Consider the following 10,723-nt stretch of genomic DNA (forward strand, 5'->3'; position numbering starts at 1 on the left):
CCCGCACATGCCGATGACCAACAACGAGAGTGATGTTCCGGTTTTACTTGTTTCCACTCAGGCACCGCTGGATGTCTTGCACAGCAATGCCGCCTCACGATTTCTGACTGTGACGCAGATGATGGAAAGCTTGGCGAGTCTGGACATAACCCGGGCCAAAGGGGCTGATGTGCAGCAATTGGCGAAGGCTGCGGCGATGTTGTTGCGCGATGGTTGTGATGTGATGGATGTGTTGGGACGACAGATTCGGGCTGCGGTGGTTTAGCCCCGAACAAGCTCACTCCCACCCACATTTGAAAACATTCACCTGTGGGAGCGAGCCTGCTCGCGATGACGGCGGCACATCCAACATTGATGTTGGCTGACAGTCCGCTATCGCGAGCAGGCTCGCTCCCACAGGTTGTGTGTAGTGTCAGATACGGAACTGGCCGACCAGTTTGCCGAGGCGCTGGCCGAGGTCTGCCAGGCTGCGCGACGTCTGTGCGCCGAGTTGGGTTTCATCCGCCACGTTGTCCACGGCCACCGCAATCTGATGCACGCTGCGGTTGATCTCTTCGGCCACTGCCGTTTGCTCTTCCGCGGCGCTGGCGATCTGCGCGTTCATCGAGTTGATGGTGCCGATCAGCTGCGCCATGGTGTCCAGCGACGCACCCGCTTCGTTGGCCTGGGCGGACGTGCCGTCGCCGGCTTCGCTGGAACGGCGCATGGCTTCCACTGCCGATTGAGTCCCGGCCTGCAAGCGGTCAATCATGCTCTGGATTTCCTGGGTGCTGATCTGCGTGCGACTGGCCAGCGCCCGCACTTCATCGGCCACCACCGCAAACCCGCGACCCGCTTCACCGGCGCGCGCCGCTTCAATCGCGGCGTTGAGCGCCAACAGGTTGGTTTGATCGGCAATGGAACGGATCACGCCGAGGACGCTGACAATCGACGACACGTCTTTTTGCAGGCTGTCCAGGGACACGCCGCTGCTGCGGATGTCGTCCACCAGTGCATGAATCTTGACGATGCTGCCCGCGACCACGCGCTTGGCGGCCTGACCTTCTTCGTCGGTTTGCTGCGCCGCCACTGCCGCGTTTTGCGCGCTTTTCGCCACTTCCTGCGCCGCCGCCGACATTTCGTTGATCGCCGTGGCGACCTGATCGGTCTCGTGGCGCTGACGTTCCATGGCCTGGTCCGAACGCTGGGCCTGATCGGACACCTGGTTCACCAGCCCGGTCAGTTGCGTGGTCATTTCGGTGATCTGACGCACGAGGCTGTGGATCTTGTCGACAAAGCGGTTGAACGAGCCGGCCAGTTCGCCGAGTTCGTCATGGCTGGTGATGGTCAGGCGACGGGTCAGGTCGCCCTCACCCGCCGCGATGTCGTCGAGGTTGGCTTTCATCATGTTCAGCGGACGCAGGATGGTGTTGGCCAGCAGCAGGCCGACCGCCGCGATCATTAACAGCACCACCACGGCAATTCCGACGATGCTCAGCACCACGCCTTGCATGCGTTCCTGAACCTTGGCTTCCACCAGCGCGACTTGCGCTTCGATGCCGTCGAGGTTGACCGACGTACCCACCGCCATGTCCCACTTCGACAGGTATTCGGTGTAGCCGAGCTTTGGCACCAGCACTTGGGTGTTGCCGGGCAGTGGCGAGCTGTATTGCAGGTAGTGCGTCCCGTCCTTGGCGACTTTTACCAGGTCGCGGTTGACGTAGACGCCGTTCGGATCGCGGTTGTCCTTGAAGCTCTGGCCCACGCCTTCGGGGCTGTTGGCCTTGAACAGGCGAACCGTATTGGAGTCGTAGCCGAAGAAGTAGCCTTCCTTGCCGTAGGTGATGCCCGACAGCAATTTGATCACCTGCGCCCGCGCGGCATCATCGCCGGGGGCGGCGGCGTCGTAGAGCGGCTTGATCGTGGTCATGGCCACGGCCACGTAGCTTTGCAGAGTGGCCTTGGCATCGCTGAGCAGGCGCTGGCGCGTTTCCTCGACTTCCTTGTGTGCCTGTTCCTTAAGCACGAACAGCGTGGTCAGGCTGATAACCAGGGCAAAGAGCAACACCGGGAGAACGGCAAGGGACAGGACTTTAGCCTTCAGGCTCATGCGCATGACGGTTCACTCTTTTGGTTTTGTTGGCGTGGTTAAAGGCTTTAACGGCACGCCGGGCCAAAAGTTGAATTCAGGGGATTGCGCGGTCCCCCTGTGGGAGCGGGCTTGCTCGCGAAGGCGGTGTGTCAGGCAATATTTATGCTGAATGGCACACCGCTTTCGCGAGCAAGCCCGCTCGCACATTTGATATACGGTGATTAGAGAATCATCGCAGCCACCCAACCAAACGCCAGCAGCGGCAGGTTGTAGTGCAGGAACGTCGGGACCACGGTGTCCCAGATGTGGTGATGCTGGCCGTCGATGTTCAAACCCGAGGTCGGGCCCAGGGTCGAGTCCGAGGCTGGCGAGCCGGCGTCACCCAAGGCGCCGGCGGTGCCAACGATGCAGACGATGGCCAGCGGGCTGAACCCCAGTTGCACGCACAGCGGCACGAAAATCGCCGCCAGGATCGGCACGGTGGAGAACGACGAACCGATGCCCATGGTCACCAGCAAGCCCACCAGCAACATCAACAGGGCGCCGATGCCCTTGCTGTGGTTGATCCACGAGGCCGAGGATTCCACCAGCGTCTGCACCTGGCCGGTGGCTTTCATCACTTCGGCAAACCCGGACGCGGCGATCATGATGAAGCCGATCATCGCCATCATCTTCATGCCTTCGGTGAACAGGTCGTCGGTTTCACGCCATTTCACAATGCCCGACACCGAGAAAATCAGGAACCCGGCCAGGGCGCCGATGATCATCGAGTCCAGCAACAACTGAATAATGAAGGCCGCCACAATGGCCACGCCGGCCACCATCAGGCTCAGCGGGTTGTACTGCACCGCGACCTGTTCGACTTGCTCGATCTTTTCCAGGTCATAGACGCGTTTCTTGCGGTAGCTGAAAAACGCCACCGCCAGGCCGAACACCATGCCCAGCGCCGGGATGCCCATGGCGTGGGTGACGTTGATGCCGCTGATGTCCACGCCGCTGCGGGCGACGTTGGCCAGCAGAATCTCGTTGAGGAAGATGTTGCCGAACCCCACTGGCAGGAACATGTACGGGGTGATCAAGCCGAAGGTCATCACGCAGGCGATCAACCGACGGTCCAGTTGCAGCTTGGTCAGCACGTATAAAAGCGGCGGCACCAGCAGCGGGATAAAGGCGATATGTATCGGCAGAATGTTCTGCGAAGCGATGGCCACCACCCACAGCAAACCGATCAGCAGCCACTTGACCTGACCGCCACCACTGGCGTGTTGCCGATCGACCATCGCCAAAGCCTTGTCCGCCAGGGCATGGGCCATGCCGGACTTGGCAATCGCCACGGCGAACGCGCCGAGCAAGGCATAGGACAACGCCACCGTCGCCCCGCCGCCCAGGCCACTGTTGAAGGCTTTGAGCGTGGCGTCGATGCCCAGGCCACCGGTCAGGCCACCCACCAGCGCGCCGACAATCAGCGCGATCACAACGTGCACGCGGGACAGGCTGAGAATCAGCATGATGCCGACCGCGGCGATTACAGCATTAATCATCGTTACCTCAAGGCAAGCGAAATGAGCTCAGCCGGCAGTCTGCGAAGAGCCGCCAGCGGATTAAGTAATGGGTTTTATTAGAGGGCGGGCACTGTGCCGCAGCACCGCCGCCTTGTCAAAGCCAACACTGCCCCTGTAGCAGCTGCCGAAGGCTGCGTCCGGCTGCGCAGCAGTCGTGAAATCAGGCGATGTGGTGTATCTGATGAACCGCGACCAATGGGTTTACGACTGCTTCGCAGCCGGACGCAGCCTTCGGCAGCTGCTACAGGTTTGTGTGTCTCGATATTTGGCGTACCGCATAAAGAAAGCAGAATTGCGGCCGCTACAGTGCAAAGTCTCAGATATTTATCGAATAAAGGACGCCTCCATGTCACTAAGACAACTTTCCATCCAATGGAAAATCACCCTGCTGGCCGGGCTTTGCCTGGCCGGCATCGTGACCCTGCTGGTGGGTCTTTCGCTGTACCGCATGGAGCACAGCTCCGCGATGGTGAAAGCCTCAAGCATGGAGATGCTCACCGAAGCCGCCCAGGCGCGAATCGAATCCCAGGGTGAAAACCAGGCGCTGCTGATTCGCCAGCAGTTCATGGACGCCTATCAATATGGCCATGGCTTCTCACGCCAGGTGCTGTTCCTGCGTGATCAGGCGGAAAAGCGCTTTCTCGACGCTTTCGACCTGCGTGAAGACCTGACCCGCCAGGTCAAGTCGGCGCTGCAAGCCAACCCGGAACTGCTCGGCCTGTCGCTGGTGTTCGAAGCCAATGCGCTGGACGGCAAGGACGAACTGTTCACCGGCCAGGCGGAACTGGGCAGCAACGACAAGGGCCGTTTCGCCCTGTACTGGTCGCAGCCGACACCGGGCAAGGTCACCTCCATGGCACTGCCGGAAAGTGACATGGCCGACACCAGCACCGGCCCCAGCGGCGAACCGGCCAACGCCTGGTTTACCTGCCCGCGCACGTCGCTCAAGCCGTGCGTGATCGAACCGTACTTCTACGTGATCGACGGCCAGAACGTGCTGATGACCAGCATCGTGTTCCCGCTGATGGTCAACGGCAAAGTGATCGCCTCGCTGTCGGTGGACATCAACCTCAACAGCCTGCAGGCCATGAGTCAGGGCGCGAGCAAAAAACTCTATGACGGCCAGACCAACGTCAGCATCCTCAGCCCGGTCGGTTTGCTCGCCGGCTACAGTGCCGACGCCAGCAAACTCAGCCAGCGCCTGGACACCGTGGACAAGGCCAACGGCGCCGAGCTGATCCGCATGCTCGCCAGCAGCAGCAAAACCGAAAGCCTGCACAACGATCACCAGTTGAAAGTGCTGGCGCCGTTCCAGCCGATTCCGGGTGGCAAATCCTGGGGCGTGCTGCTCGACGTGCCGGAAAAAGTCCTGGTCGGCCCGGCCGAGATATTGAAAAAACAACTCGACGACAGCAACACCACCGGCACCCTGGTCGAGCTCAGCCTCGGCGTGCTGGCCGCATTGATCGGCCTGTTGCTCGTGTGGCTGATGGCCCGCAGCGTGACCAAGCCGATCCTCGGCGTGGCGCACATGCTCGAAGACATCGCCAGTGGCGAAGGCGACCTGACCCGGCGCCTGGCCTATGACAAAAAGGACGAACTGGGCCAGTTGGCCGGTTGGTTCAACCGCTTCCTCGACAAGCTGCAACCGATCATCGCCGAGGTCAAACGCTCGGTGCAGGACGCGCGCAGCACCGCGGACCAGTCGTCCGCCATCGCCACCCAGACCAGCGCCGGCATGGAGCAGCAATACCGCCAGGTCGATCAGGTCGCCACCGCGTCCCACGAAATGAGCGCCACCGCCCAGGACGTCGCCCGCAGCGCCGCGCAAGCCGCGCAGGCGGCCAAGGATGCGGATCAGGCGACTCGTCGCGGTTTGACCGTGATCGACCAGACCACCACCAGCATCGACCACCTCGCCGCCGACATGAGCGCGGCCATGGTGCAAGTCGAAGGGCTGGCGGCGAACAGCGAGAAAATCGGTTCGGTGCTGGAAGTGATTCGCGCGATTGCCGAACAAACCAACCTGCTCGCGCTCAACGCTGCTATTGAAGCCGCCCGTGCCGGTGAGGCCGGGCGCGGTTTTGCCGTGGTCGCCGATGAAGTGCGCAACCTCGCGCGCCGCACTCAGGAATCGGTCGAGGAAACCCGCCTGGTGATCGAGCAATTGCAGAGCGGCACCCAGGACGTGGTCGGCTCGATGAACAACAGCCATCGTCAGGCTCAGGGCAGCGTCGAGCAGGTCAGCCAGGCCGTGACCGCGCTGCGCCAGATCGGCGATGCGGTGACGGTGATCAGCGACATGAACCTGCAGATTGCTTCGGCAGCGGAAGAACAGAGTGCAGTGGCGGAAGAGATCAACAACAACGTGGCGACGATTCGCGACGTGACGGAATCGCTGTCGGGACAGGCGAATGAATCGGCGCGGGTGAGCCAGTCGCTGAACAGCCTGGCGAATCAGCAGCAGAGCTTGATGGATCAGTTCCGCGTCTGACCCGGTTATTGCGTCCGCTGAAGATCAAAATGTGGGAGCGAGCCTGCTCGCGAATGCGGTGTATCAGACGACATCTCTGTTATCTGACACAGCGCATTCGCGAGCAAGCCCGCTCCCACCTTAGATCTTTGGTGGGTTTGGATTGGGGTCAGCGCTTGGGGAGTTCGATCACGACCTTCAGCCCGCCCCACTCGCTCTCGTCCAGCCGCAGCACCCCGCCCCACGTGTCGACGATGTCGCGCACAATCCCCAATCCCAACCCATGCCCATCCGTTTGTTCATCCAGCCGCGTACCGCGACTGAACACTTGAGCCCGCTGGTCTTCGGGAATCCCCGGCCCATCGTCTTCGACGCTTAACTCAAACCCGCCCGCCGTCTCGACCACACTCAAACGAACCTCGGCATCCGCCCATTTGCAGGCGTTATCGAGCAGGTTACCGAGCAGTTCAAGCAAGTCCTCACGGTCCCAAGGCAACTGCAAACCCGCCGGTGCGCGGTAGCTGAGCGCCAGGTGCTCGCCATGAATCATGTTCAGCGTCGCCAACAGCCCCGGCAGTTCTCCATCACAATCAAACAACGCCCCCGGTAGTGCGTCACCGGATAATCGCGCGCGGTTGAGTTCGCGGTTCAGGCGTTGCTGGACCTGTTCCAGCTGCGCCTGAATCACCCTGCGCAGCTCGGGATGAGCGTCGAGTTTTTCACTGGAGGCCAGGCTCAACAACACCGCCAACGGGGTTTTCAAGGCGTGACCGAGGTTGCCCAAGGCATTGCGCGAACGCTTGAGGCTGTCTTCGGTGTGCGCGAGCAAATGGTTGATCTGCGCCACCAGCGGCTCAAGTTCCACCGGCACCTGATCATCCAGTTGCGAGCGCTGGCCTTGTTGCAACTGGGCGATCTGTTCGCGGGCCTTTTCCAGCGGGCGCAAGGCGCGGCGCACGGTGATGCGTTGCAGCAGCAAAATCAGCAGCAACCCGGCCAGGCCCAACCCCAGCCCCACTTGCTGCATGCGCTTGAAGCTCTCGCGCACCGGGGTGTAGTCCTGCGCGACGCTGATGGAGATCGACTGGCCCAGGCGTCGATAGTCGGAACGCAACACCAGCAACTGCTGCCCTTCCGGCCCCAGTTGCAGGTTGCTGTGCAGGCCCGGATGTTCCAGCCGTGGCAGCTCCTGATCCCACAGTGAACGGGAGCGCCAGTGGTTATCGTCGAAGTCGATGCGGAAATAATGCCCGGAGAACGGACGTTGATAGGCCGGTGACAGGTGCCGCTCATCCAGTTGCAAGCCTTGCGGGCCACGCACCAGCGCCACCAGCAGGTTTTCGCTGTCGTCGCGCAGCCCGGCTTCGAGGTAGCGCTGCAAACCCATTTCGAACAGCCACAGGCTGGTTTGCGCCAGCACCAGGCCGACGACGACCATGACGCTGATCAGTCCCAGGCTCAAGCGGCGCTGGATCGACCTCACTGAGCCGCCCCGCCGAACAGGTAACCCTGACCGCGACGGGTCTCGATCACGCTGCGACCGAGCTTGCGGCGCAGGTGGTTGACGTGAACTTCCAGCACGTTGGAATCGCGCTCGGTTTCACCGTCGTAGAGGTGTTCGGCGAGGTGGATTTTGGAGAGGATCTGTTCAGGGTGCAGCATGAAATAACGCAGCAGGCGAAACTCGGCGGCGGTCAGCTGAATGTCGGCGCCATCGCGGGTCACGCACTGACGGCCTTCATCGAGGTGCAACCCGGCCGCCTTGAGCGTCGGCTGATTGGCCTGGCCGTGGGATCGACGCAGCAGCGCCTGAACCCGCAGGTGCAATTCTTCCGGATGGAAAGGCTTGGTCAGGTAATCGTCGGCGCCGGCCTTGAGGCCTTCGATGCGCTCGGCCCAAGAGTCGCGAGCGGTGAGGATCAGCACCGGCGTCGACAAACCGCCATCGCGCCATTGCTTCAGCACCTCAAGCCCCGACAAACCCGGCAGGCCGAGGTCGAGGATGATCAAGTCATACGGTTCGCTGCTGCCCTGATAGACCGCATCGCGACCGTCGGCCAGCCAATCCACCGCGTAACCTTGACGGTTGAGGCCGGCCATCAGTTCGTCGGCCAACGGCACATGGTCTTCCACCAGCAGCAATCGCATCGATCAATCTTCCTTGTCTTTGATTAAACGGCCGGTGGCGGCCTCGATGTCCAGCTCGCGGACCACGCCCTCTGCGGTCAGCAACTCGACTTCATAAATGTAGACGTCGTGCTTTTCTTCAAGCTCGGCTTCCAGCAGTTTGGAGCCGGGATAGCGATCCAGCGCCTGCTGCAGCAGTTGCTCCAGCGGCAGGATCACCCCTTGCTGGCGCAGGCGCAGGGCTTCGTCCTGGTCGAGGTCGCGGGCCAACACCGCCGAGCAAAACGCCAGAAGCACCAGCGCCATGCGTGAAAATGAACGCACCTTCATTACGTATCCTGATGATCCTTGAGAACCTGGCCGCTGACGGCGTCTAATTCCAGGTCCCACTCGAGGCCCTGTGGGTCGCGCAGCTCAACCTGATAGATGTACTTGCCGTACTCTTCTTCCAGTTCGGTCTGGGTCACCGTCGAACCGGGGTGTTTGGCCAGAGCCGTGGCGTTGAGCTTCTCGAAAGACACAATGGTACCAGCGTCGCGCAGCCTCAGGGCTTCGTCGGGCCCGAGGTCGCGAGCGTGGGCGAGGCTGGCGGTCATGGCGATGATCGAGGCGGTGAACAGGGCAGTCAGGGTTTTCATGGGTGTCTCCGTATTTTTATGTGTTGCCTACGGGGGGCACCTTAGCGAGTCGAACTTAATTGAAACTGAATTGCCATCATGAAAGATGGCAACACGACATTACCGACCTCACCCGAAACCCTGTGGGAGCGGGCTTGCTCGCGAATGCGGTGTATCAGACGACATCTCCGTTATCTGACACACCGCATTCGCGAGCAAGCCCGCTCCCACAGTGGATTGGTGGTGCTGCTTGAACTGCTTATAATCCCCAGCTGCCAACCATCGAGACCGGTATGACCGCCATCCACATCAAGTTCCCCTCCCTGACCCTCAAGGCCGGCCCGCGAGCGTTGGCGCGCATCCGTAAAGACGGCTTGAGCGCCGCCGACGTCGGCACCTTGCCCGGTGCCGCCGGTGGCCCGAAGGCTTTGGGGATTCAAGGGCTGGACCTGGCGTTGTTTGGCGAATGGCTACCGGCCGCCCCCCGCGAACGTTCGCTGATTGGCGCCTCGGTCGGTTCCTGGCGCTTCGCCAGTGCTTGCCTGCCGGACGCCGCCGAAGGCATCCGGCGCCTCGGGCATCTGTACACCGAGCAGAACTTCGCCAAGGGCGTGACCATGGCGCAGATCAGCCAGAGCTCGCAGCGCATGCTCGATGAATTGCTGGACGGCCGCGACGCTTCGATCCTGAGCAACGCGAATTACCGGCTGAACATCATGGTGGTCAAAAGCCACGGCAACCTGGCCGACGATCATCGCGGCCGGCTGGGGCTGGCGCTGGGATCGGTGATCGCCGACAACCTGCGCGGTCGTGCGCGGCTGTCGCGGCATTTCGAACGGCTGATCATCCACGACCCGCGCCTCGCGCCGCCGGTCAATGCGCTGAATGACTTCCCGTCGCGCTTCGTTGCGCTGAACGCCGGCAACCTGCGCCAGGCGCTGCTGGCGTCCGGATCGATCCCGATGGTGATGGAAGGCGTGCGCGACTTGCCCGGCGCCGGTGCGGGGACATTCCGCGATGGCGGACTGCTCGACTATCACCTCGACCTGCCCTACAGCGGCAACGACATCGTGCTGTACCCGCATTTCACCGACCGGGTGATTCCCGGCTGGTTCGACAAGACCTTGCCGTGGCGCCGTGCCTGCCCCGCGCGCTTGCAGGATGTCCTGCTGCTGGCGCCGTCGAAGGAATACCTGGCACGCCTGCCCTACGGCAAACTGCCGGACCGTAACGACTTCAAACGTTTCATGGGCGACGCGCCGGCGCGGCAGAAATACTGGCGCGCCGCCATGGATGAAAGCCGACGCCTGGGTGATGAGTTCCTCGAACTGGCCGCCAATGGTCGCCTCGGCGAGCGCTTGCTGACCCTTTAGTCAGTGTTTCGCCCGCAGCTCTGGTAAACTCGCCGCCTGCCCACATCGCCGCGGCGATCGACACCTGACAGAGCTGAAATCACTGTGGAAATCTTCAAAGAGTTTACGTTCGAATCCGCCCACCGCCTGCCTCACGTACCGGAAGGCCACAAATGCGGCCGCCTGCACGGTCACTCGTTCAAAGTGGCGATCCACTTGAGCGGCGACCTCGATCCGCACACCGGCTGGATCCGTGACTTCTCGGAAATCAAGGCGATCTTCAAGCCGCTCTACGAGCGCCTGGACCACAACTACCTGAACGACATTCCCGGCCTGGAAAACCCGACCAGCGAAGTGCTGGCCAAATTCATCTGGAAGGAATTGAAGCCCCTGCTGCCGGAGCTCAGCGCGATCCGCATCCACGAAACGTGCACCAGCGGCTGCATCTATCACGGCGAGTAATCCGCTCTAGAAGCCAACACAACTCCCCTTGTGGGAGCGGGCTTGCTCGCGAAAGCGGT

The 10,723-nt window shown here is 61.7% G+C and carries 10 protein-coding genes and 2 pseudogenes; 5 read left to right on the forward strand and 7 right to left on the reverse strand.

The window, feature by feature from the left end:
• Positions 1-7 precede the first annotated feature (7 nt).
• A complete protein-coding gene (locus BK660_RS05765) occupies positions 8-265 on the forward strand; it encodes a short-chain dehydrogenase (RefSeq protein WP_259698481.1) in 258 nt (85 codons plus the stop codon).
• 147 nt (positions 266-412) lie between these two features.
• On the opposite strand, the gene BK660_RS33555 is transcribed toward BK660_RS05765, so the two are convergent.
• The 3 genes and pseudogenes from BK660_RS33555 to BK660_RS05775 form a co-directional block, all read right to left on the reverse strand.
• Complete coding sequence (locus BK660_RS33555; protein ID WP_371258961.1) at positions 413-1,234, reverse strand: methyl-accepting chemotaxis protein; 822 nt, start codon at positions 1,232-1,234, stop codon at positions 413-415.
• Between the two features lie 84 nt (positions 1,235-1,318).
• A pseudogene (locus tag BK660_RS33560) lies at positions 1,319-2,095 on the reverse strand (cache domain-containing protein); the annotation flags it as partial.
• A 197-nt stretch (positions 2,096-2,292) separates the two neighbouring features.
• Positions 2,293-3,609 carry a Na+/H+ antiporter family protein gene (locus BK660_RS05775; protein WP_185044997.1) on the reverse strand — a complete coding sequence of 439 codons (1,317 nt, stop codon included), beginning with the start codon at positions 3,607-3,609 and terminating at the stop codon, positions 2,293-2,295.
• A 1,513-nt stretch (positions 3,610-5,122) separates the two neighbouring features.
• Between BK660_RS05775 and BK660_RS33770 the strand changes: the two are divergent.
• Both BK660_RS33770 and BK660_RS33775 read left to right on the forward strand, forming a co-directional pair.
• A pseudogene (locus BK660_RS33770) lies at positions 5,123-5,269 on the forward strand (HAMP domain-containing protein); the annotation flags it as partial.
• A 102-nt stretch (positions 5,270-5,371) separates the two neighbouring features.
• Complete coding sequence (locus BK660_RS33775; protein WP_371258962.1) at positions 5,372-6,127, forward strand: methyl-accepting chemotaxis protein; 756 nt, start codon at positions 5,372-5,374, stop codon at positions 6,125-6,127.
• Between the two features lie 148 nt (positions 6,128-6,275).
• Here BK660_RS33775 and BK660_RS05785 read toward each other — a convergent pair whose 3' ends face one another.
• The 4 genes from BK660_RS05785 to BK660_RS05800 are packed head-to-tail and all read right to left on the reverse strand — an operon-like array spanning position 6,276 to position 8,871.
• On the reverse strand, positions 6,276-7,589 hold the full coding sequence (locus BK660_RS05785; RefSeq protein ID WP_123432462.1) for a sensor histidine kinase: 1,314 nt from the start codon (positions 7,587-7,589) through the stop codon (positions 6,276-6,278).
• Positions 7,586-8,254, reverse strand: coding sequence for a response regulator transcription factor (locus BK660_RS05790; protein WP_123432463.1), 669 nt, complete (start codon positions 8,252-8,254; stop codon positions 7,586-7,588). The genes BK660_RS05785 and BK660_RS05790 overlap by 4 nt, the downstream gene beginning before the upstream one ends.
• 3 nt (positions 8,255-8,257) lie before the next feature.
• Positions 8,258-8,563, reverse strand: coding sequence for a PepSY domain-containing protein (locus BK660_RS05795; protein WP_123432464.1), 306 nt, complete (start codon positions 8,561-8,563; stop codon positions 8,258-8,260).
• Positions 8,563-8,871: a PepSY domain-containing protein gene (locus BK660_RS05800; RefSeq protein WP_123432465.1), complete on the reverse strand. Its 309-nt coding sequence runs from the start codon at positions 8,869-8,871 to the stop codon at positions 8,563-8,565. Before BK660_RS05800 ends, BK660_RS05795 begins: the two co-directional genes overlap by 1 nt.
• A gap of 272 nt (positions 8,872-9,143) precedes the next feature.
• Between BK660_RS05800 and BK660_RS05810 the strand changes: the two genes are divergently transcribed.
• Both BK660_RS05810 and queD read left to right on the forward strand, forming a co-directional pair.
• Positions 9,144-10,223: a patatin-like phospholipase domain-containing protein gene (locus BK660_RS05810; protein ID WP_123432466.1), complete on the forward strand. Its 1,080-nt coding sequence runs from the start codon at positions 9,144-9,146 to the stop codon at positions 10,221-10,223.
• Positions 10,224-10,307: 84 nt separating this feature from the next.
• Complete coding sequence (gene queD, locus BK660_RS05815; RefSeq protein WP_008152165.1) at positions 10,308-10,664, forward strand: 6-carboxytetrahydropterin synthase QueD; 357 nt, start codon at positions 10,308-10,310, stop codon at positions 10,662-10,664.
• Positions 10,665-10,723 lie beyond the last annotated feature (59 nt).

The sequence above is a fragment of the Pseudomonas brassicacearum genome (genome assembly GCF_003732265.1).
GTDB lineage: Bacteria > Pseudomonadota > Gammaproteobacteria > Pseudomonadales > Pseudomonadaceae > Aquipseudomonas > Aquipseudomonas brassicacearum_D.

Bases quoted from the DNA above. Each gene is read 5' to 3' on its own strand.
- BK660_RS05765 (WP_259698481.1), top strand. From the start codon at position 8: ATGCCGATGACCAACAACGAGAGTGATGTTCCGGTTTTACTTGTTTCC.
- BK660_RS33775 (WP_371258962.1), top strand. From the start codon at position 5,372: ATGGAGCAGCAATACCGCCAGGTCGATCAGGTCGCCACCGCGTCCCAC.
- BK660_RS05810 (WP_123432466.1), top strand. From the start codon at position 9,144: ATGACCGCCATCCACATCAAGTTCCCCTCCCTGACCCTCAAGGCCGGC.
- BK660_RS05795 (WP_123432464.1), bottom strand. From the start codon at position 8,563: ATGAAGGTGCGTTCATTTTCACGCATGGCGCTGGTGCTTCTGGCGTTT.
- BK660_RS33555 (WP_371258961.1), bottom strand. From the start codon at position 1,234: ATGACCACGCAACTGACCGGGCTGGTGAACCAGGTGTCCGATCAGGCC.
- BK660_RS05790 (WP_123432463.1), bottom strand. From the start codon at position 8,254: ATGCGATTGCTGCTGGTGGAAGACCATGTGCCGTTGGCCGACGAACTG.
- BK660_RS05800 (WP_123432465.1), bottom strand. From the start codon at position 8,871: ATGAAAACCCTGACTGCCCTGTTCACCGCCTCGATCATCGCCATGACC.